Source organism: Cupriavidus sp. (assembly GCF_057315035.1).
Genome location: NZ_DBHKYV010000003.1, coordinates 214,783 through 236,595, shown reverse-complemented (window position 1 = coordinate 236,595; position 21,813 = coordinate 214,783). Strand labels below are relative to the sequence as shown.

Annotated in this window: 18 protein-coding genes and 1 tRNA gene; 11 read left to right on the top strand and 8 right to left on the bottom strand. The window is 64.1% G+C overall.

All coding sequences use genetic code 11. The annotated features are described in order from the left end of the window. Positions 1–23: 23 nt before the first annotated feature. Positions 24–1,061: a TauD/TfdA family dioxygenase gene (locus ACO550_RS07575; protein ID WP_315591463.1), complete on the bottom strand. Its 1,038-nt coding sequence runs from the start codon at positions 1,059–1,061 to the stop codon at positions 24–26. A gap of 266 nt (positions 1,062–1,327) precedes the next feature. Between ACO550_RS07575 and ACO550_RS07570 the strand changes: the two genes are divergently transcribed. From ACO550_RS07570 to ACO550_RS07560, 3 genes are read left to right on the top strand one after another with little or no spacing between them, the layout of a single operon-like run. After that, positions 1,328–1,534 carry an MbtH family NRPS accessory protein gene (locus ACO550_RS07570; protein ID WP_315591464.1) on the top strand — a complete coding sequence of 69 codons (207 nt, stop codon included), beginning with the start codon at positions 1,328–1,330 and terminating at the stop codon, positions 1,532–1,534. Beyond that, positions 1,531–2,388, top strand: a complete 858-nt coding sequence (locus tag ACO550_RS07565; protein WP_315591465.1) for a thioesterase II family protein — start codon at positions 1,531–1,533, stop codon at positions 2,386–2,388. The genes ACO550_RS07570 and ACO550_RS07565 overlap by 4 nt, the downstream gene beginning before the upstream one ends. A 16-nt stretch (positions 2,389–2,404) precedes the next feature. Then, positions 2,405–3,826 (top strand): diaminobutyrate--2-oxoglutarate transaminase, encoded by a 1,422-nt coding sequence (locus ACO550_RS07560; RefSeq protein WP_315591466.1) that lies wholly within the window; start codon positions 2,405–2,407, stop codon positions 3,824–3,826. A gap of 25 nt (positions 3,827–3,851) precedes the next feature. Here ACO550_RS07560 and ACO550_RS07555 read toward each other — a convergent pair whose 3' ends face one another. Continuing rightward, a complete protein-coding gene (locus ACO550_RS07555; RefSeq protein ID WP_315591467.1) occupies positions 3,852–5,213 on the bottom strand; it encodes an MFS transporter in 1,362 nt (453 codons plus the stop codon). A 268-nt stretch (positions 5,214–5,481) separates the two neighbouring features. Between ACO550_RS07555 and ACO550_RS07550 the strand changes: the two genes are divergently transcribed. From ACO550_RS07550 to ACO550_RS07540, 3 genes are all read left to right on the top strand, one after another. Further along, a complete protein-coding gene (locus ACO550_RS07550) occupies positions 5,482–6,480 on the top strand; it encodes a helix-turn-helix domain-containing protein (protein WP_315591468.1) in 999 nt (332 codons plus the stop codon). 105 nt (positions 6,481–6,585) lie between these two features. After that, positions 6,586–8,064 (top strand): phenylacetaldehyde dehydrogenase StyD, encoded by a 1,479-nt coding sequence (gene styD, locus ACO550_RS07545; RefSeq protein ID WP_315591469.1) that lies wholly within the window; start codon positions 6,586–6,588, stop codon positions 8,062–8,064. Positions 8,065–8,179: 115 nt separating this feature from the next. After that, the gene (locus ACO550_RS07540) at positions 8,180–10,333 is read left to right on the top strand and encodes a PQQ-dependent dehydrogenase, methanol/ethanol family (RefSeq protein ID WP_485994511.1); all 2,154 of its coding nucleotides are present in this window, start codon (positions 8,180–8,182) and stop codon (positions 10,331–10,333) included. A 48-nt stretch (positions 10,334–10,381) separates the two neighbouring features. On the opposite strand, the gene ACO550_RS07535 is transcribed toward ACO550_RS07540, so the two are convergent. Beyond that, positions 10,382–11,272, bottom strand: a complete 891-nt coding sequence (locus tag ACO550_RS07535) for a cytochrome c (protein WP_315591470.1) — start codon at positions 11,270–11,272, stop codon at positions 10,382–10,384. Between the two features lie 272 nt (positions 11,273–11,544). Here ACO550_RS07535 and ACO550_RS07530 point away from each other — a divergent pair, with 272 nt between their 5' ends. The 3 genes from ACO550_RS07530 to ACO550_RS07520 all read left to right on the top strand — a co-directional run bounded on the left by ACO550_RS07530 (position 11,545) and on the right by ACO550_RS07520 (position 15,401). Then, positions 11,545–12,252, top strand: a complete 708-nt coding sequence (locus ACO550_RS07530; protein ID WP_315591471.1) for a gluconate 2-dehydrogenase subunit 3 family protein — start codon at positions 11,545–11,547, stop codon at positions 12,250–12,252. Positions 12,253–12,364: 112 nt separating this feature from the next. Further along, positions 12,365–14,134, top strand: a complete 1,770-nt coding sequence (locus ACO550_RS07525) for a GMC oxidoreductase (protein WP_315591472.1) — start codon at positions 12,365–12,367, stop codon at positions 14,132–14,134. A 10-nt stretch (positions 14,135–14,144) separates the two neighbouring features. Next, complete coding sequence (locus ACO550_RS07520) at positions 14,145–15,401, top strand: c-type cytochrome (RefSeq protein WP_315591473.1); 1,257 nt, start codon at positions 14,145–14,147, stop codon at positions 15,399–15,401. A 69-nt stretch (positions 15,402–15,470) separates the two neighbouring features. On the opposite strand, the gene ACO550_RS07515 is transcribed toward ACO550_RS07520, so the two are convergent. Continuing rightward, a complete protein-coding gene (locus tag ACO550_RS07515) occupies positions 15,471–17,132 on the bottom strand; it encodes a methyl-accepting chemotaxis protein (RefSeq protein ID WP_315591474.1) in 1,662 nt (553 codons plus the stop codon). A gap of 230 nt (positions 17,133–17,362) precedes the next feature. Here ACO550_RS07515 and ACO550_RS07510 point away from each other — a divergent pair. Together ACO550_RS07510 and ACO550_RS07505 are read left to right on the top strand one after the other, a co-directional pair. Beyond that, positions 17,363–17,439, top strand: a tRNA-Val gene (locus ACO550_RS07510). Positions 17,440–17,527: 88 nt separating this feature from the next. Then, positions 17,528–17,860 (top strand): DUF2322 family protein, encoded by a 333-nt coding sequence (locus tag ACO550_RS07505; RefSeq protein ID WP_315591475.1) that lies wholly within the window; start codon positions 17,528–17,530, stop codon positions 17,858–17,860. A 55-nt stretch (positions 17,861–17,915) separates the two neighbouring features. Here the strand turns inward: ACO550_RS07505 and ACO550_RS07500 are convergent, their stop codons facing one another. The 4 genes from ACO550_RS07500 to ACO550_RS07485 all read right to left on the bottom strand — a co-directional run bounded on the left by ACO550_RS07500 (position 17,916) and on the right by ACO550_RS07485 (position 21,761). Next, positions 17,916–19,595, bottom strand: coding sequence for a cation acetate symporter (locus ACO550_RS07500; protein WP_315591476.1), 1,680 nt, complete (start codon positions 19,593–19,595; stop codon positions 17,916–17,918). After that, a complete protein-coding gene (locus ACO550_RS07495; RefSeq protein ID WP_315591477.1) occupies positions 19,592–19,897 on the bottom strand; it encodes a DUF485 domain-containing protein in 306 nt (101 codons plus the stop codon). Before ACO550_RS07495 ends, ACO550_RS07500 begins: the two co-directional genes overlap by 4 nt. A 181-nt stretch (positions 19,898–20,078) precedes the next feature. Then, a complete protein-coding gene (locus tag ACO550_RS07490) occupies positions 20,079–20,372 on the bottom strand; it encodes a GYD domain-containing protein (RefSeq protein ID WP_315591478.1) in 294 nt (97 codons plus the stop codon). A 312-nt stretch (positions 20,373–20,684) separates the two neighbouring features. Continuing rightward, positions 20,685–21,761: a VWA domain-containing protein gene (locus tag ACO550_RS07485; protein ID WP_315591479.1), complete on the bottom strand. Its 1,077-nt coding sequence runs from the start codon at positions 21,759–21,761 to the stop codon at positions 20,685–20,687. Positions 21,762–21,813 lie beyond the last annotated feature (52 nt).

Sequence of the window (21,813 nt, the reverse complement as noted above, 5' to 3'; positions counted from 1 at the left end):
CAGAAAGAGGCGCGGGCTCGCGGCTAGCCAAGCCCCGGCGGTGCGGGTTCCGCCATGGCCACGATCACGCGGCGCTTGCCGCGGAAGGTGGCGCGGCCGTGAGCGGCCAGCATGTTGTCGAGCATCAGCACATCGCCCTGCTGCCACGGAAAGCTGACGGTGCAGTCGTCCAGCGTGGCGCGGATCGATGCCAAGGCATCTTCCTCCAGTGGCGTACCGTCGCCGTACATCACATTGCGCGGCAACTCATCCTCGCTGCCCACCACGGCGAGCAGCGTTTCGCGCAAGGCCGGATCGAGGTTCGAGACATGGAACAGATGGGCCTGGTTGAACCAGACCATCTCGTTGGTCACCGGGTGGCGCGCCACGGCCTGGCACAGCTGGCGCGTGCGCAGTTCACCGTCCGGCTTCCATTCGAAGTCGATCTGCTGGGCGCGGCAAAAGCGCTCCACGGTTGCACGATCCTCGGTATTGAACGCACGCTGCCACGTCAGGTCGAGCCCGTTGCCGTAGTTGCGCACATACATCAGCCGTTTGCTGGCAAAGCGTTCGCGAATCACCGGATCAAGCTGGCGATAGACCTCGCGGCTATCGGCAATCGGAGTCTCGCCGTCCACTTCGGCAGGCTGCACGCAGTGGAACCAGATCTTCATTGGCCATTGCAGCGTGTAGGACTGCTCGTTGTGCAGCGGGATCACTTGGTGCGCGGGATATTCGGTCGAGCTGTAGACGCCCTGCCCGACTTCCGAGCGCGGCGTCGAACCGAATTCATAAGTCAGCAGCGGGTGACCGAATGCCGCGGCGAACGCGCGGAACGCAGCATCGTCATCGAACTGGAAGCCGCGGAACAGGATGCCCGCGCACACATGAAGCTGTTCATTGACAAGGTGCTGGATCTCGTGGAACTGGCTGCGCCAGTCGCTGTTGCCATTTGGCGTGATCACCTGCGGCAGTGCGTTGCCGGCATGCAGCGCGGCCAACCGCAGCGACGCTGTTCCGGTGTGCAGTGGTTGACCGCTCCACACCTGATGCCGCGTCACGACAGGGTTCGAAGTTTCCATATCCGGTTGCCTCATTCGGTTTCGGCGCGACACGAGGGCCGCTTCAACGTTGTCTGGACATTCGACGAGGTGCGAGTCTACCGGATACATTTGCGAATGGAAATACGAATCGTTATTATTTCCACAAATCTGTCATGATTTGCTGCGAGGCTGTATTGGGCCGAAAAGCCGCCCGAAGTGCCGGCCCAAAGCCGCCAGAAAACGCCGCCAACCCTTTGCACAAAAGGCATTCACGCCGATGTGCGAATCACCCGAAGGAGCACAGCATGAGTTGGGACCATCCGGATACGCGCTTCCACGTAGTGCGCAATCACGAAGGCCAATATTCGATCTGGCCGGACTTCAAGACCATTCCAGCGGGATGGGAAAGCGCGGGACAGCAAGGCACGCGAGAGGAATGCCTGGGCTATATCGAACGTGTATGGACCGACATGCGTCCGTTGAGTCTGCAACAGGCATTGGCCAACCCATGAGCGCCATGCCGTTGCAGGCACGCCAGGCAGAGCAACCGTGGTTCGCGGTGATGCCCGCGCCGCAATCCACGCATCGTGTCGCGCACAAGGTCCGCCTCTACTGCTTCCCGTATGCGGGCGCCGGTCATACCGTGTTTCACGGCTGGCGTGGCGCCCTGCCCGATCACATCGAACTGGCGCCGGTACGCCTGCCCGGACGCGGCGCACGTATCGCCGAACCGCATGGCACATCGATCGAAGCCCTCGCCGATGCGCTGGCACACGCGATTGCAATGGCCGTTGACGAGGCCCCGCGTTTCGCACTGTTCGGCCACAGCATGGGTGCACTGCTCGCGTTTGAAACGGCGCGGCGTTTGCAGACACTGCATCGGCAAATACCGCAGGCCTTGATCGTGTCCGGACGTGGCGCGCCGTCGCTGCCCAGTACTCGGCCACCGTTCAGCACGCTTCCCGATGGCGAGTTTGCCGACGTGATTGCCGCCATGGGTGGCATGCCGGCGGAGATTCGCGAAACGCCCGAGGCGCTGGCGTTTTTCCTGCCGGTATTGCGCGCCGATATCGCGCTGTGCGAAGCATGGCGCTACCGGCCCGCGGCAAGCCTGTCGTGTCCGATCGCGGTGCTCGGCGGCGCGGACGACCTGCACGCACCACCCGCCTCGCTGGCGGCGTGGCGCAACGAGACGCACCGCGATTGCAGTCATCACCTGTTCGCCGGCGGCCATTTCTTCCTGCGCGATCACGCCGACGCCATGCTGAAAACGGTGGAACGCTGCCTCGATCACCGCAGCGTCCATGCCGACGACGGCCCACCGCGCGGATCCATTCCACTTCCGTCAATCCAGTTCAACGCTTAACTGCAAGGAACGCATCATGACGCCCCCTTCCCTCGCCACGCATGCCAGTGGCCAGCCGGCTCCGTTCTCGCTTGGCGCCTTCTTCCAGCAAGGCCCGATCCGCATCGAGGAAAACGCACTTCTACAGCGGCAATCGGCGCGCGAATCGAATGCACGCTCCTATCCGCGACGCATTCCGCTGGCGCTCGAACAGGCCTATGGCGTGTACGTGCGCGACACCCACGGCCAGTTGTTTATCGACTGCCTGGCCGGTGCCGGCACCCTGGCCCTCGGGCATAACCACCCGGCCGTGGTACGCGCGATTCGCGACACGCTGGACACCGGCCTGCCGCTCCATACGCTGGACCTGGCCACACCGGTCAAGGACCGTTATGTCGACGACCTGTTCGGCCTGCTGCCGGCCGAATTCGCCGCGCGTGCGCGCATCCAGTTCTGCGGCCCCACTGGCGCCGATGGCATCGAGGCCGCGCTGAAGCTGGCCAAGACCGCAACCGGCCGGCAGACCGTGATGAGCTTTGCCGGTGGCTACCACGGCATGACGCAAGGCACGCTGGCGCTGATGGGCAACCTGGGCCCCAAGGCACCGCTCGGCGCACTCGGCGGCAATGTGCAATTCCTGCCCTACCCCTATGACTACCGCTGCCCGTTCGGACTACGCGGCGAGGCCGGCATCGATGCAGGTATCCGCTACATCGAGCAGATGCTCGCCGATCCCGAATCGGGCGTGCTGCCGCCAGCGGCCATCGTGGTCGAAGCAGTACAGGGTGAGGGTGGCGTGATACCAGCGCCGGCACGCTGGCTGCAGGCATTGCGGCGCCTGACGCGTGAACATGGCATCGTGCTGATCCTCGATGAAGTGCAGACGGGTCTGGGCCGCACCGGACGCACGTTCGCGTTCGAGCACGCGGCGATCGTGCCCGATGTGCTCGTGCTGTCGAAGGCGATCGGAGGTGGCCTGCCAATGTCCGTGGTGATCTACGACGAAGCGCTCGACACCTGGCAACCCGGCGCGCACGCCGGCACCTTCCGTGGCAACCAGCTGGCCATGGCGGCCGGCTCGGCCACCATCCGCACGCTGCACGCGCAAGGCATCGTGGCGCATGCGGCGTCGATGGGACAACGGCTGGAAACGCACCTGCGCCAGTTGCAGCGCGACTACCCGTGCATGGGCGAAGTCCGCGGGCGGGGCTTGATGCTGGGCGTCGAGCTGGTCGATGCCAACGCACAACCCGATGTCTGCGGCGCACTCCCGGCCCATAACGCTCTGGCCAAAGCCGTGCAGCGGCAATGCCTCGAGCGTGGCCTGATTGTCGAACTCGGTGGCCGGCATGGCGCAACGGTGCGCTTCCTGCCACCGCTGATCATCAACGCCGAGGAGATCGATCAGGTGGCAGAGATCTTTGCCACGGCGTTGGGGAGCGCGGTGACCATGCACTGACGTCATGGCTGAGCGGGGTCGGTGCCTACCGCCCCCGCAAGCGCCGCAGCGAACGTTCCGGATGCTGCCACAGCACGCCTACCAGTGCGCCGGCCAGCAGGATCGCACCGCAGACCGTAAAGCCCGCTTCGAAACCCTGCGCGCTGTGTGGCCCACCGAGATGCACCATCTGGCCCATCACGATCGGGGCGATTGCCCCGGCGCTGGTGGCCACTGCGGTACTCAGCGCGATCATGGCGCTGCGCTGGCTGTCCGGAATGATTTCGCCGAGCACGGCCGGCAATAGCGCGAACGAGATGGGCGGCAGCATCGACGCAATCGCCAGCATCGTGACCTTGCCGCCGGCCGTCAGCGGCAACTGCGGCAGCAGCATGAACAGCACGCCGCCAAACGTCATGCACGCGCAACTGAACAAGACCCGCGCCACGCGCGACGAGCTGCCACGTCGCAACATGCGTTGCGAACACCAGCTCAGCAACAGGCTGGCGGGCATGCCGAGCACCACGACCAGTGCGAACATCCGGCCCGCGGTCACGCCATCAAAGCCAAGCCCCTGCTCCAGGTACGACGGCAACCACGTCAGCATCAGCGCCAGCCCCCAGTACGCCGCGAAGCCGACTGCGAAGCCCGACAACACCGTGGCGTCGGTCAACAGGCGACGGTAGGGCACGCGGTCGGCCGGATCGAGGATGGCCTTGCCCGCCTGGTTGCTGTGCAACGCAGGCGCCGTACGCAACGAGCCTTCGCGGCCGAAACACAACCACCCGAGGGCCCACACGGCCGATGCCGCTGCCAGCACGACGAAGTTGGCGCGCCATCCCCAATGCTGTGTAATCCAGGGCACCATCAAGCCCGCCAGCAACAGTCCGATGACCGCGCCCTGGTTGATCAGCGTAACCGGAAGATTGCGCTTTTCATGCGGAAACCATTTGTACAGGGCGTGCACGGAAACCGGATTGCCTGGCCCTTCACCCGCGCCCAGCAGCACGCGGTTCACGATCAACGCGGTGGCAGACGTGGCCAGCGACGCGGGAAACTGCACCAGCGACCACATCACGGCCATCGCCAGCAGGATCCAGCGCGACTGCACACGGTTGCCAAGAAATCCGACCAGCGCCGCGGACAACGAGAAGAACCAGAAGAAGCTCCCAGCGATGATGCCGAACTGTGCGGTGGTGAGGTTCAGGTCATGCATCACCGGTACCGCCACCATGCCCAGCACGACCTTGTCGAGGAAGTTGATCGCCGAGAACGCCGTCAGCCACGCGGCCATGGCCCAGGCCTTGCGCGGTTCATACTGGCCTGCGGTGTCCTTATTAGTGTCGTTACCGGTGGCGACGGGGGCGAAGTCGCCCTGCGCGGCGGGCGATTGCAGCGTATCTTCCATTCAGGTGGGGCTCCTGCTGGCAAGTTAATCCGCAAGATTAATGCGGCCGAACGAGGGTAAGTTCTCTCGTCCGTTATCAACACTAGGGTTTTCCCGCGCACCTCGAATGCTGCACTGCAGTGCGCGAAACCAGCCGCAATGTTTCCATTGTCCGCACTGCACCTTTGCATTACGCTTGTCCACCGTTCCAGCCGCCCCGCGAGACCACATATACCGTCCGGTCCGCAGGCAGACCCGCTTAGTCTCGCTTTCCTTGGAGGAGTCCAGGATGCGCGCAGTGAATCGTCCATTGCAGTCTCCGGTATCCGTGAGCGCGACCAACTTCGACGAATGGAGCGAGGCGATCAGCGCCAACTTCCTGCCGCTCGACTGTTCCCGCGACAGCCGTGGTCAATTCCGGGGGCATGCCCACCTGGCCCACTTTGGCGACAGCGTGGTGGGAGACATCGACGTCGGCGCCCACCGGGTGATCCGGCAGCGCGCGCATGCCGAGGCCTCTGACGCTGGCTACTTCAAGATCTTCTGGCAATTGAGCGGGCGCAGCATGATTGCGCAGCGCGGGCGCGAAGCCGTGCTGGTGCCGGGCACGTGGTCGGTCTACGATACCGCCCAGCCATACAGCGTGGACATGGCCGAGGGCTGCCGCGCCATGGTGTTGCTGGTGCCGCAAGCGCGCGCATTTGGCTGGCACGATGCCGCCACCACGTTATGTGGATGCGCGCTACCCGGCCAGGGCACGGCACGCATCGCCGCCTCGGCGCTGGGCGGCTTGCTGCACGACGCCATCGCCGGCCACGCGCTCGATGGCCACGCCCAGCGCGTGCTGGAAGACTCGATGGTGGCGCTGGTCGAAACCGCACTGCACGGCGCTGGGTCGCAGCAAGACGCTCCTGCGCAGCAGCGTCTTGGCGATGGCCGCGTGACCCGCATCGTCGAATACATCGACGCCGAACTGCATGATCCCGAACTGTCCGCGCAAAGATTGGCAGCCATGTTCAATGTCTCGCGCCGCACGCTCTACAACCTGTTTCGCGAGTATGGGCAAACCCCGCATGCCTATATCCAGGCCCGGCGACTGCAGCGCGCCGCGCAGCGCCTGCGCGCGCCCATGGATGCGGGCTTGAGCATCACCGAGATTGCCTTCGGCCTGGGCTTTGCCGACGCCGCGCACTTCAGCCGGGTGTTCCATGAACGTTTTGGCATGAGCCCGTCGCAGTGGCGACAACGCAGGCTCGCGCTTCCCGATACCGCAACGCAACACAACTAGTCCGTACGCGTGCACCCAGCGACAAGCACCATGCACGCACAGACAAGCCAGCGCTCGGGCCACTTGCTAACTTCTGTCGGCCATCCACCACGACAGGAGACCCGCATGAACGCACCCCACGACTCGCAGCACCGAATCCGCAGCGCCATGCTGATCGACGGCGAATGGTGCCAGGCCGCTTCCGGCGAAACATTTGCGGTATTCGACCCGGCTTCCGGCCAGGAGATTGCCCATGTGCCAACCGGCGCCGCCACCGATGTGGATGCCGCCGTCGCCAGTGCACGCCGGGCCTTCGCCAGCGCCGCATGGCGCGGCATGATCCCCGCACAGCGTGAGCGGCTGCTGCTGAAACTGGCCGATCTGGTCGAACAGAACGCCGATGAACTGGCGCGCCTCGAAACGCTGAACAACGGCAAGCTGCTGGCCTTCGCGCACGGCCTCGATGTGGGCGGCAGCGCGCAGTGGCTGCGCTATATGGCTGGCTGGGCCACCAAGATCGACGGCCAGACCTTCGATATCTCGATGCCGTTCCCGCCCGGTACGCGCTACAACGCCTCCACCCGGCGCGCGCCGGTGGGCGTGGTCGGCGCCATCGTGCCGTGGAATTTCCCGCTGCTGATGGCGGTCTGGAAGATTGCGCCGGCGCTGGCCTGCGGCTGCACCGTGGTGCTGAAGCCTGCCGAGGAAACGCCGCTCACCGCCATCCGTCTCGGCGAACTGGCGCTAGAAGCAGGCTTCCCTCCCGGTGTGTTCAATGTGGTGACCGGTGACGGCGTCGCCGGAGCCGCGCTGGTTTCGCACCCCGACGTCGACAAGATCACCTTCACCGGATCGACCGAAGTGGGCCGCCTGATCGGCGCGCGCTGCGGGCAGGATATCCGCCGCGTGTCGCTGGAGCTCGGTGGCAAGAGCCCCGTGGTGGTCCTCGACGACTGCGACCCGGCCGTGGCAATCCAGGGCGCCTCGGCCGCCATCTTCTTCAACCAGGGGCAAGTCTGCACGGCCGGTTCGCGGCTCTACGTTTCGCGTCGCCACTATGACCATGTGGTGGAGGGCATTGCCAAGGTTGCCAACTCGATGGTGCTGGGCCCGGGTCTCGATCCGGCCAGCCAGATGGGTCCGCTGGTTTCGGCCCGCCATCGCGACAAGGTAGTCGGCATGATCGCCACCAGCCGCAACGAAGGTGCCGAGATTGTCGCGGGTGGTGGTGGCGTGGACCGCGCCGGCTACTTCGTGCGGCCCACGGTCGTGGCGAATGCAGCCAGTCGCGATATCGAGATCGTGCGCGAGGAGGTGTTCGGCCCGGTGGTGGTGGCCATGCCGTTCGACGACCTCGATGCGGTGCTGGCCGCGGCCAACCGCTCGTCGTACGGCCTTGGCGCCAGCGTCTGGAGCAACAACCTTGGCGCGGTGCAGCGGCTGGTCGATGGCATCGAGGCCGGCACGGTCTGGGTCAACTGCCACAACGTAGTGGATCCGAACATGCCGTTTGGCGGCTACAAGGCTTCGGGCGTGGGGCGCGAGCACGGGCGCTCGGCCATCGAGTCCTATACCGAACTGAAGTCGGTGTGCGTGGCGTATTGACCGTGTATTGACTGGCTGTGGGTAGCACGAAACGCGCGGCGATGGCGGCTGGGCCGTCGCCCCGCGGGTCGAACAACAAGAAGTACAAGAACAACGATTCCAGGAGAGAGACAAGATGACGCATCGAGCGAAGCGGCTCCCATCCCCTGCCCGTCCGGCCACCCGTGCCTTGCTGGCGGCACTGGCCGGCATGCTGGCCATGTCTGCCGCGCACGCGGCTCCGCCATCGGCTACCACGATCCGCGCGGCCACGGCCAAGGTCGACGGCAATTTCATCCGCGCCAATGCCGATAAGACACCTGACTGGCCCAGCTACGGACTCGATTATGCCGAGACCCGCTTCAGCCGGCTGAACCAGGTCAACACCGGCAACGTGAAGAACCTGGGCCTGGTGTGGTCCTACAACCTCGAATCGACACGCGGCGTGGAATCGACGCCGCTGGTCGTGGATGGCGTGATGTATGTGACCGCCTCATGGAGCGTGGTACACGCGGTGGACGTACGCACCGGCAAGCGTCTATGGTCCTTCGACCCCAAGGTGGACCACGCGCTTGGCTACCGCGGCTGCTGCGACGTGGTGAACCGCGGCGTGGCACTGTACCAGGGCAAGGTGTTCGTGGCGGCCTACGATGGCCGCCTGATCGCGCTTGACGCCGCCACCGGGCGCAAGCTGTGGGAAAAGGACACCATCATCGACCGCAAGTATTCGTACACCATCACCGGTGCGCCACGCGTATTCAAGGGCAAGGTGATCATTGGCAATGGCGGCGCCGAGTATGGCGTACGCGGCTATATCACGGCCTATGATGCCGGCACCGGCGAGCAGAAATGGCGCTGGTTCACGGTGCCGGGCGATCCGTCCAAACCCTTCGAGGACGAGTCGATGGAGAAAGCCGCCAAGACCTGGGATCCGGCCGGCAAGTGGTGGGAAGCCGGCGGTGGCGGCACCGCGTGGGACTCAATGACTTTCGATCCCGAACTGAACCTGATGTATGTGGGCACCGGCAACGGTTCGCCATGGTCGCGCAGCAAGCGCAGCCCGGCCGGTGGCGACAACCTGTACCTGGCGTCGATCGTCGCGCTGGACCCCGACACCGGCAAGTACAAGTGGCACTACCAGGAAACCCCCGGTGACAACTGGGACTACACCTCGACGCAACCGATGATCCTGGCCGACCTGACCATCGGGGGACAGCCGCGCAAGGTAATCCTGCACGCGCCGAAGAACGGCTTCTTCTTCGTCATCGACCGGACCAACGGCCAGTTCATCTCGGCAAAGAACTTTGTCGACGTGAACTGGGCCAGCGGCTATGACAAGGACGGCCGGCCGATCGAACACGCCGAGGCGCGCTCGGTCGACAAGCCTTACGACGCCATCCCCGGCCCTTACGGTGCGCACAACTGGCATCCGATGTCGTTCAATCCGCAGACCGGCCTGGTCTACCTGCCCGCGCAGAACGTGCCGATCAACCTGATGGACGACAAGGGCTGGACCTTCAATGGCGCGCAGCCAATGCAACCCGGCGCCAACACGGGCTGGAACACGGCCAAGTTCCTCAATGCCGAACCGCCGAAGAGCAAACCGTTCGGGCGCCTGCTGGCATGGGACCCGGTGCAGCAGAAAGTAGCGTGGTCGCAGGAGCAGGTGTCGCCGTGGAACGGCGGCACCCTGACCACCGCGGGCAATCTCGTGTTCCAGGGCACGGCCGACGGGCGATTCGTGGCCTATGACGCCAAGAGCGGCGAGAAACTCTGGGAGACCCCCACCGGCACCGGCGTGATCGCCGCCCCGGTCAGCTATCAGGTCGACGGCAAGCAGTACGTATCGGTGGCAGTGGGCTGGGGCGGCGTCTACGGGCTGGCGCAACGCGCCACCGACCGGCAGGGCCCGGGCACGGTCTATACGTTCGCACTCGGTGCCACGGCGAAACTGCCGGCCTTCGTTCAGTACCGCACCGATGGCCTGCTGAAGGGTGTCAGGTACGACGCCGCCAAGGTCAATGACGGTGCCGGACTCTACGTCAGTAGTTGCGTGATGTGCCACGGCGTGCCCGGCGTGGATCGCGGCGGCAATATCCCCAACCTTGGCTTTGTCAGCGCCGACATGATCAACAACCTCGACAAGATCGTGTTCAAGGGACCGTTCATGGCGCGCGGCATGCCCGACTTCACGGGCAAGCTCACGCCCGATGACGTCGAGAAGATCAAGGCCTTTATCCAGGGCACAGCAGATGCGGTGCGTCCTGGGCAGCAGGCCGGACTGAAATAGCAGCAGGCATGCCATGACCCAGCCGCCGGCGCGCGCCGGCGGCTTCCATCACGACCCCGGCGCCGCGGGTGCTTCAGCCGCTTGCGCCTTGCGCCCTGACATATGGTGCAGGTACGCCAGCAGGTCCTTGAGCTCGCTTTCCGACAGGGTCTTCTCGTCGATGGCTGACATCTTCGAACCCGGCCACCAGCGCAGCGATTGCGGATCGCGAATCAGCTTCGCGAGTTTTTCGTCGCCAAGATATTCCACCGGGTTGTATGGCACGTTCAGGTCCGGGCCCAGGTTCGCATCGCCCGTGCGATTGATCGAGTGGCACGAGAAACAGACGCGCTGGAATGTGGCAAAGCCGCGCATGACCGGGCCATCGGCCGGCTGGTCCGCTGCGGGGCGAATCGCCGTAAAGCGTTCGGCAGCGCTCGCACCAATGTCGATGCGCGCGATGGCATAAGTCCACAGACTTTCATTGATCCTGACCGACGCCGTGCCTTTCGCGGCGGTCTTCGGCACCGTCCAGATCAGGCGAAACGGGCCAATGTCCTGTCCCTTCAGTTTCGGCCACGGCTTCGCGGAAGGTTCCACCGCCAGCCAGGCGCGTGGTCCACCGGCGTCATCGGCCAGCAGCAGGCGCATCGGCAGGTGCGAGACATAACCGTCGCTGGCGGCCGTGGTGGCGCTGCCGTCCTTCGACACCGCCAGCCCGGCCAGCAGCGCCGCCATCGGAATCGCCTTGAAGGTCAGGCGACGCTTCAGGTTGTCATCATCCACGGTAACGCTGACCAGCCGCCGATCCTTCAGCAGCGCGTCGCGCGTCCACGTTTGCTGCTGCGCGCCGGCCGTGATGGTCAGCGTGGCGGCGGCGTCAGCGGCCAGTGCCGGAGTGGCCGTGCAGGCGACGATGCATGCCAATACCGCCGCGGCGCGGTTGAGCCAGGAAATCATGTTCTTGTCTCCTCGATCGGGAGTTGTGGGGGGACCGTGCCACCGGATGAAGCCAGAGGCCTAACCCTACTCGATGCGCCGTGCGGACCGCAATCGCGCATGTGTGCGCGCACGAATGTCCCGCCAGCCGAACAATCAATTAGCAAACTAATCATTGCAATACATAACAATTAAGAGGTACGATGTCCGACTATTTCCAGTCGTGAGACGAATCCCGGGTAAAAGAGAGCGATTCGCATGGGGACAACGCCTGTTTTTTTCTGGGACCCCACATGTCAACGCCCCCGTTCTCACGTCGATCCTTTCTCAAGGCGACCGCCGTCGCCGTGCCCGTCGCGGCCATTCCGCTGCATGAAGTCCGCGCCAAGGGCCTGGAAGACGTGCATTTGCAGCACTACAAGCCCGTGTTCTTCAGCGCGCCCGAGTGGGCCTTCATCATGGCAGCGTGCGACCGCCTGATTCCTGCCGAGGGCAAGGGACCTGGCGCACTGGAAACCAATGTGCCGGTATTTATCGACCAGCAGCTTCACGGCGGCCTTGGTGACGATATCTACCTGCAGGGGCCGCACAACACCGATGCGCCGAAGACGCTCGGCTTCCAGTTGCCCTATGCACCCCAGAATATCTACCGGACCGGCATCCGGCTCACGCAACAGGCGGCAAACAGCCGGCATGGCAAGCCGTTCGAGCGCCTGTCCGCTACCGAGCAGGACGCCCTGCTCACCGCGCTGCAGAAGAATGAAGTCGACTTTGCCAAACTCGGCGAAGCATCGCTGAAGGCCGGTCAGTTCTTCTCGCAACTGCTCGGCGATACCAAGAATGGCTACCTCGCCGATCCGAAGTACGGCGGCAACAAGGACATGAAGGCCTGGGTGGCAATCGGCTTCCCGGGCGCGCGTGCCCAGTACACCGAATGGGTGGACCAGCACAACGTGCCATATCCGTTGGGCCCGGTCAGCCTCAGCGGCAAGCGCGCCTGATCGCCTGAACGGCCGATCGCCCCCCCGCCCCCCTTCGATTCCAGATTTGCTTGCGTGAATGCCAAGGCGCCATGCGCGCGCTGCGGTATCACGTCCAGAACAAGAACGTTTCATGCCCCACATCACCAACGACGACGTTGACGTCGTCATCGTCGGCCTCGGTTGGGCCGGTTCGATCATGGCGATTGAACTCGCCCAGGCCGGCCTGAAGGTCCGTGCACTCGAACGCGGCCCCGACCGCCCGCCCGAGGATTTTGCCTACCCGAAGCCTGCCGACCAGTACGCCTACGCCACGCGCAACAAGGTGTTCGCCACTCCGCGCGACGCGGCGCTGACCGTGCGCTACAAGCGCGAGGACACCGCGCTGCCCACACGTAAATGGGGGGCCTTCGCGCCCGGCACCGGCGTTGGCGGCTCAGGCCTGCACTGGACCGGCGTGCTGATCCGTCCGACGCCTACCGACCTGAAGCTCAAGACCTACGCCGACCGCGCCTACAAGCGCGGCACGCTCGACGCCGACATGCGTATCAAGGACTTCCCGTTCACGTGGGACGAGATCGAGCCGTACTACGACTTCTTCGAGAAGGTCTGCGGCCTGTCCGGCAACACGGGCAACCTGCGCGGCAAGGTCCAGCCCGGCGGCGATCCGTTCGAAGGCCCGCGCTCGCAGCCATATCCGCTGCCCGCGCTGCAGGACACACTGAACTGTTCGATGTTTGCCGACACGGCGAAGAAGCTCGGCTATCACCCGTTTCCGAATCCGTCGGCCAATGTCTCGCAGGCATGGACTAATCCGTATGGTGCGCAACTCGCGCCGTGCAACTATTGCGGCTACTGCAGCAAGTATCCGTGCCTGAACTATTCAAAGGCCTCCCCGCAGACCACGATCCTCGATGTGGTCAAGCGCATGCCGAATTTCTCGTATCGCGTGAACGCCAACGTGATCCGCGTGGACCTGCACGCCGACCGCAAGACGGCGCGCGGCGTGACATACATCGACGAGAAGGGCCGCGAGGTGTTCCAACCCGCGAAGATCGTCGTGTTGAGCAGCTTCCAGTTTGCCAATGTGCGGTTGATGCTGCTGTCGGGCATCGGCAAGCCATATGACCCGGTATCGGAAACCGGCACCGTCGGCCGCAACTATGCGTTCCTGAGCAATGGTGGCGCGACGCTGTTCTTCAAGGACAAGCACTTTAACCCGTTCGCCACCGCGGGCGCTACCGGCGAGATGTTCAACGACATCTCGCCGGGCAATTTCGATGGTCCTTCGCTGGGCTTTATCGGCGGCGCCAAGATCCATAGCTCGCAGGCCACCGGCGCGCCGATCGGGACGTCGCTGCCCTCGGGCACGCCGGCCTGGGGCAAGGGCTGGAAGGAAGCGATGGTGGACTGGTACGGCCGCTCGATGAAGATCAGCATCACCACCACGTGCATGTCGTACCGCGGCCATTACCTCGATCTCGATCCGAAGTATCGCGACCCATGGGGCCAGCCGCTGCTGCGCATGACCTTCGACTGGCGCGAGAACGAGCTCAAGCTCCAGCGTTACCTGCGCGAGATCGTGCTGAAGATCGCCAAGGAAATGAAGCCCGACGCGATCTCGGAGAGCTTCCTCGCGCTCGATTCGCACTGGGACATCACCAAGTACGTGTCCACCCACAACGTGGGCGGCGCGATCATGGGCGCATCGCCACGCGATTCGGCGTTGAACCGCTACCTGCAGTCATGGGACGTGCACAACGTGTTCGTTCCCGGTGGCAATGCGTTCCCGCAGAACTTCCAGGCCAACCCCACCGCCACGATCGGTGCCATCACGCTGATGGCGGCCGACGCCATCAAGAAGCAGTACCTCAAGAATCCGGGACCGCTGGTACAAGCCTGATCACACGACAATGAAATCTCTCAAGTCTTATCTCATTGCCGCCGTGTTCGGCACCCTCGCTGCCTCGGCCGCGCAAGCGGCGGACCCCGCGCTGGTGCTGCGCGGCGCCTACCTGGCTCGCGTGGGCGACTGCATGGCCTGCCATAGCGCGCCGGGCAAACCCGAGTACAGCGGCGGCCTGGCCATCGACAGCGGCCACGGCACGATCTATTCGACCAACATCACGCCCGACAAGCAGCACGGCATCGGCAACTACACTGAAAAGCAGTTTGCCGATGCGGTCCGCAAGGGTGTTCGCGCAGATGGCACGCACCTGTACCCGGCGATGCCGTACCCGAACTACGCCAAGGTGACGGACGCCGATATCCACGCGCTCTACACCTTCTTCATGTCTGGCGTGAAGGCAAGCAACGCAGTGCCGCCAGAGACCAGCATGGACTTCCCGTTCAACCTGCGCTGGGGCATGGCGGTGTGGAACTACGTGTTCGCGTCCGGCAAGCCGTTCCAGCCGCAAGCGAAGTGGACCGATCAGGTCAGGCTTGGCGCCTATCTGGTGGAAGGCCTCGGGCACTGCAGCAGTTGCCATACGCCCCGTGGGGTCGCCATGAACGAGAAGGCCGATTCAAGCGCCGAGGCACAGTATCTGGCGGGCGGCGAACTCAACGGCTGGCCTGTACCGTCGTTGCGCGGCATGCCGCACTGGACCAACCAGGACATCGTTGACTACCTGTTGACCGGCCGCAATCGCACCGCGGCCGTGGCGGGCGAGATGACGCAGGTGGTGGCGCATAGCACGTCGCATATGCGTAGCGCAGACCTCGATGCGATTGCCGCCTACCTGAAAAGCCTGTCGCCGGTGCCGGCCACGTCGGCTGCGGTCAAGCCGCAAGGTACCGAGGCCACGATCCGCAAGTTGACCGCGGCCAAGGGGCTGACCTTGGGCGAACGGCTCTACCTCGACAACTGCGCAGCCTGCCACTTCGTCACGGGCAAAGGGGCAACACGGGTGTTCCCGCAACTGGACGGCGCCACGGTCGTCAACGCCACCAGCCCGGCCGCACTCGTCAACGTAATACTGGCCGGCGCCGCCACACCTTCCACCGCCAAGGCGCCCTCGGTACTGGTCATGCCGGGCTTCGCCCATCGCATGAACGACGCCGAAGTGGCCGCACTGGCCTCGTTCCTGCGCCAGGGCTGGAGCAACCGCGCGGCAGCGGTATCAGAGCGCAATGTGAAAGCGATGCGCTCTACGCTGGTGACGCACTGACACCCACGGTTTGGTTTTGCTCCCCTCTCCCGCACGCGGGAGAGGGGCTGGGGGAGAGGGCATCGCGGCTCAAACTGCGATTGCCGCAACCTGATGCGCTGGCCCTCTCCCCCGCCCCTCTCCCGCAAATGCGGGAGAGGGGAGACCACCGAAGGCATTCTGAGCCGCCTGCCGGTCGATCCGGAACACCGCCACTGCTGCTGCCAGTCGCTGTGCCTGCTCTTCCAGTGAACCGGCTGCCGCCGCGGCCTGTTCGACCAGCGCAGCGTTCTGCTGCGTTACCTCGTCCATCTGCGTCACGGCCACGTTGACCTGGTCGATGCCGCTGCTTTGCTCCACGGCTGCCGCGGCAATCTCGTTCATGATGTCGCTGACGCGCGCAATGGCGGTCACGATCTCGCCCATCGTGGCCCCGGAACGCTCCACCAGGCCCGCACCCGATTCCACGCGGTTCGCCGACAGGTCGATCAATCCCTTGATCTCCTTGGCCGCGCCGGCGCTGCGCTGCGCCAACGCGCGCACCTCGGATGCCACCACCGCGAAACCACGTCCCTGCTCGCCCGCACGAGCCGCTTCCACAGCTGCATTGAGCGCGAGAATATTGGTCTGGAACGCAATGCTCTCGATCACGCCGACGATTTCGCCAATCTTGTGTGAATCGGCCACGATATGCTGCATGGTGTCCACTACCTGCTGCGTGAGCTCACCACCCTGCGCCGCCAGGTCTGAAGCACCCTCCGCCAGCCGACTGGCCTGCTTCGCATTGTCGGCGGTCTGCTTCACTGTCGAGGTCAACTCTTCCATGCTGGCTGCCGTCTGTTCCAGCGATGCGGCCTGCTCCTCTGTCCGCTGCGACAGATCGGTGTTGCCGCTGGAAATTTCCTGGACACCGGTGCTGATCGAATCGGTGCCCGCGCGTACCATGCCGACAGTCTCGGTCAGCGATGCCTGCATCTGTTGCAATGCGCTGGTGAGCTTGCGCATTTCACTGCTGCTGGCCACTTCCACTCGACCTGTCAGGTCGCCGCCGGCAATCCGCTGGAACTGCGCCACCGCGGCATCCACCGGCACCACGATGGCGCGGATCATCACCATGCGCGCAAGCAACGACAGCAGCAGCGCGCCCGCCAGTCCAACCGCCACGGCCCACACCACCAGCCTGAAGCGCGTTTGCGCCTGCTCGTAACGCTGTTCACCGTAAGCGACCTGGCGCTTCTCGACGGCCAGCATGGCCTTCTCAAAGGCGCTGTAGAGCGGTGGCAGCTTGTGCGCCTGTTGCTGCAGGAACGTCTGGCGATCGCCCGACTTCAACGCTGCCAGCGCAGGCTCGACGCCGTCGCGAAGGAACGCGGCGCGCTTGTCCTGCATGTCCTTGACCAGACGCTGCTGTTCCTCGTCACCGTTGCCGGCAACGGCCAGATAGTGTTCGATGCGCTCGTTCGAATTTTTCAGGTACTGGTCGAACCGTTTGAGCACGGCGTTGGCGGCGTCCTGGTCGTTCAACTCGGCCAGCGATGCATAGGTAGCCAACGCCAGCCGCAACCGCAGCAGTTGCCCGGCACTGCCCTCCAGGTCCGCTACTGCCGGCGTATCGACCGTATAGGTCTGCTTGAGCGCCTCGTTACCGGTATGGATCGAATAGAGGCCAACCGCGGCACCAAACACCAGCGCCGCCCCAAAGAAAGCGACCAGCAGGCTCAGCGAGCCCCGGATCGACAGTTGCTTGATCATCTTCTACGTCTCCGTTCGTACGGCGCGCGGATCTGATGCCCACTGCTCTTGTGAAGGTCTGTCGCCTGGCTGCGCCGCTGGTTATCAGACTGACCTATTTCGGTCTACGGATCGCAAGACGGAAAACTTGAATCGCCAGCCCGATCAGGCACGCATGGCTCGAAGATGGATTGTTTTTCAGAAAGTGCTTGCACTTCTGGCAAGCCCTCTATAGAATTCGCGCCTTCGCTAGGCTCGTAGCTCAGCTGGTTAGAGCACCACCTTGACATGGTGGGGGTCGTTGGTTCGAGTCCAATCGAGCCTACCAACGCACAACACGCATCAAGCAAGAACGGACGGTCGCCACTGCTGGCCCGTCCGTTTTTGTTTTTGCAATCCGCAACAGGAGCGCCACCATGATCGAGCCGAGCAACGCATTCAAGGACAATCTCGCCCAGATGCCCGCCGTCGACGGCATTGCCCGCATCGACCTGGTCGACGGCAATGGCGCGGTAGTGGCCAGCATCGAGAACATGCCTGGCAAACAGGGCTCGCTGGCCGTGTACAACTACCTGCAGCAAACCTTCGGCAAGCTCGATGCAGCTGCCGCGGAACACGGCCTGGCGGTATTTGCCGAACACACGGCCGACGCACGCAATCGTCCGGGCGCGCACCCGAATGTCGACCGCTTGCTGGCCATCGTGGCGGGTGGGGAAACGCTGAACCTCAGCGTGATCGCCAAGGCCTGAAGCCGAACACGCGAAAAGATCTGCCCCAGGCATGGCGCCTGGGGCGACACCCCTCTCAGTGGGCTGATGCTTCGCCGGCACCAATGCCGGTCTCGGAACGCAGCTCCTGTGCCTCGAAGCCAGCCTTGTCGATGCGCGCCCGCGCGGACTTGTCGGTGACCGAGAACAGCCAGATTCCCAGGAAGCCAACCGTCATCGAGAACAGTGCCGGTGACGTATAGGGGAATAGCGCGCTCTTGAAGTGGAACACGTCTACCCAGACGGCCTGCGACAGGACCGTGAGGATCACAGCCGTCAGCAGCCCCAGGAAGCCGTCGACCATGGCGCCGCGCGTGGTGCAGCCCTTCCACAGCACCGACATGAACAGCACCGGGAAGTTGGCCGATGCGGCCACCGCAAACGCCAGCGACACCATGAACGCGATGTTCTGCTTCTCGAAGACAATGCCGAGCACCACGGCAACCATGCCGAGGATGACGGTGGTGATACGCGAGACGCGCAGTTCCATCGCACTGGATGCATTGCCGTGCTTGAACACGGTTGCGTAGAGGTCATGCGATACGGCTGAGGCGCCTGCCAGCGTGAGGCCCGCCACAACCGCCAGGATCGTCGCAAACGCCACCGCGGAAATGAAGCCGAGGAACACGTTGCCACCCACCGCGCTGGCCAGGTGCACCGCTGCCATATTGACCCCGCCCAGCAGCTTGCCGCTGCCATCCTGGAAGCTGGCGTTGGTACCCACAAGCACGATCGCGCCAAAGCCGATGATGAAGGTCAGGATATAGAAGTACCCGATCCACGTGGTGGCCCAGAACACCGACTTGCGCGCCTCCTTGGCGTTGGGCACGGTAAAGAAGCGCATCAGGATATGCGGCAGGCCCGCCGTGCCGAACATCAGCGCGATGCCGAACGAGATCGCCGAGATCGGATCCTTGATGAAGTTGCCCGGACTCATGATCGAATCCTTCTTGGCATGCACCTCGACAGCCTTGGCGAACAGCGCCTCGGGGCTGAAGTGGAACTGGGCCATCACCATGAAGGCCATGAACGAGGCACCGCCCAGCAGCAGGCACGCCTTGATGATCTGCACCCAGGTGGTGGCCGTCATGCCGCCGAACAGCACGTAGACCATCATCAGCGCGCCGACGATGACCACCGCGATCCAGTATTCCAGCCCGAACAGCAGCTTGATCAGTTGCCCGGCGCCCACCATCTGCGCGATCAGGTAGAACGCCACCACCACCAGCGTGCCCGATGCCGCGAAGGCCCGGATCGGTGCCTGCTTGAAGCGGTATGCCGCCACATCGGCAAACGTGAAGCGCCCCAGGTTGCGCAACCGCTCCGCCATCAGGAAGGTAATGATCGGCCAGCCGACCAGGAAGCCGATCGAATAGATCAGCCCGTCATAGCCGCTGGAAAACACCGCGGCCGAGATACCGAGGAACGATGCCGCCGACATGAAGTCGCCGGCAATGGCCAGGCCGTTCTGGAAGCCCGTGATACCACCGCCGCCCGTGTAGAACGCAGCTGCTGACTTGGTCTTCTTGGCGGCCCACTTGGTGATGAACAGCGTGCCGATCACGAACACCACGAACATGCCGATCGCGGTCCAGTTGGTGGGCTGCCGCACGGCCTGCCCCAGGTCTCCACCAGCCGCGAACGCGGCGTTCGACAGCAGCAGGGCTGTGCAGGCACCCAGCAAAGCGCTGGCACCGATTACGTGACGCGCTTTCATGCGAGCTCCCGCTTGATCTGGTCGGTCAGTTCGTCATAGACGCTATTGGCATGACGCACGTAGAGTCCGGTAATGACGACGGTGAAGACGATCACGAACAGGCCGATCGGCATGCCCCACGTCATCACCCCATTGCCAACGCGCGTGGCCAGCAGCTCCTTGTCGAACGCAATCAGCAATACGTACCCGTAGTACACCACCAGCATGACCGCGGTCAGCAACCATCCGAGCCTGCTGCGACGGCGAACCAGCTCGCGATACTGCCGGTTGGCCTTGAGTCTCTCGACCAGATCTTCGTGCATCCATGTCTCCTGCGTATTTGTGCTTTCGCATCGAATGGCTACACGGTAAAGCGTGCCGCTTACCCGGTTCTTACACGGTGCATTGCACGTCGCGGGGGTAAACGCCAATGAAGCAGTCGCGAACGCTGAGCGATGGATACCCACCGTACTGGCGGGCATCCACCCTCGCCCACAAACAGACTCAGCGCATCTTGCCTAGAATCGATTGCATCTCCGTTTCGGTAAATGCGCGCAGCGTCTGCGTATGGACATTGCCCTGCGCACCGATACTGAGTCCGAAGGCAGTGACGGAAGCATCGTCCTGCGCTTCCATGGTCAGGATCACGTCGTATTTGCCGAGCGTCCAGAACACATCGGTGACCTTCACGCCAAACTGCGGAGCCAGTTCGCGTACTGCCGCTGCCCGCTTGGTGGTGTCCTTCACGGTACGGATTCCCTGGTCCGTGAAACTGGCTAGAACGATATAACGGCTCATGGTGCAACCTCCGACAGGAATGGATGGGCGCCGTCGACCCGCCACGGCAACGCAAGTTGCAGCGGGGACAGTGGCTCATGGCTTCGGAGCGGAATCCGGACAGGCGCGTTTCTTGCGAACGGCTGTACCGATCGGGAACGATATAGCGCGCCTTGGCGGAGCGCGCTCGGGAGTCTGGGCAAACTCCTGCCTACGCAATTAGCGCGCCAAGGACCATGCCACGCGGGCTTGCGCGCTGGCTCGGCATCACCACATTGCTACGTGCAACGGGAGGTTGCAGCAATGAAGCGGCATACTCGACGCACCGCGCTGTCAGCGCCGAAACCAGAGCATCGAGAGCGCGCACCCCGACGCCAGCAAAAGGGCCGCCGCCGCGGCGAGGAAGGCACCCAGTTCGGTCTCCTTGCGCTCCAGTGCAAAGCGGGCGGTGAGCTGGCGGTACACCTGGGTCAGGTCGGATGCCGAACCCGCCTGGAAATATTCGCCTTCGGTCAGCGCGGCCACCGCGCGCAATGCGGGCTCGTCGAGCTGCATGAAGTACGACAGGGGCCACTCGCCCACCCCGGCGCTGCCGCCCTGCGTCGAACCGAAACCCACGGTGTAGACGCGCACACCCCGCTGGGCAGCCATGCGTGCGGCATCCAGCGGATCGGGACCCGTGGTGCGCCGGCCGTCGCTGAGCAGAATCACTGCACCGTGGCGGTACGACCCGGGCAGTACCGCCGGCTGCTGCTGGTCGCGTTTGCGGGCCGCCTCTGCCGCGGCGGCTTCGTCGAGCGAAGGTTCCGGTCGCCCGAAATGCGGCGGCGTGGCATCGCCGCTGAACAGGATGGCTTCGAGATCGATGCCATCGTCGGGAAACAGCACCGCCAGCGCCTGGATCAGTCCGCTGCCGGTCGCGGTGCCGCGCTGGAGCTGGAAGCGGTCGATCGCATCGAGCATGTCCTGCCGGTTGCTGGTGGGAGGCAGCACCACGGTGGCCGTGGTGGCAAAGGACACAATGCCCAGCCGCACGCTGGATGGGAGCCCCACGATCAGGTCACGGGCGGCCTGCTGCGCGGCGGCAATGCGTGTGGGTGCCACGTCGGTGGCCTCCATGCTGCGCGAGTTATCCATCGCCAGCACCAGGGTAATGGTGTCGGTGGGCAGCGTGAGGGTTGCCGTGGGCCGCGCGCACGCAAGCAGGGCGGCGCCCAGGGCCAGCAGGAACAGCACAGGCGGAATGTGGCGCCGCACACGTTGGCCGGGGCCAAGCGCGGCGCGCGGCAGGGACAGGCTGGCATACAGCAGCGCAGTCTTCCTGCGCCGCGCGAGCAAATACAGGTAGGCGGCTGCCAGCAGCGGGAGCATGAGCAGCAACCAGAGCATTTGCGGCCAGAGAAACTGCATGCCCTGCTCCTTGGCGCGTGGTTAAGAGGATGGTACTGTATTTTCAAAGGCA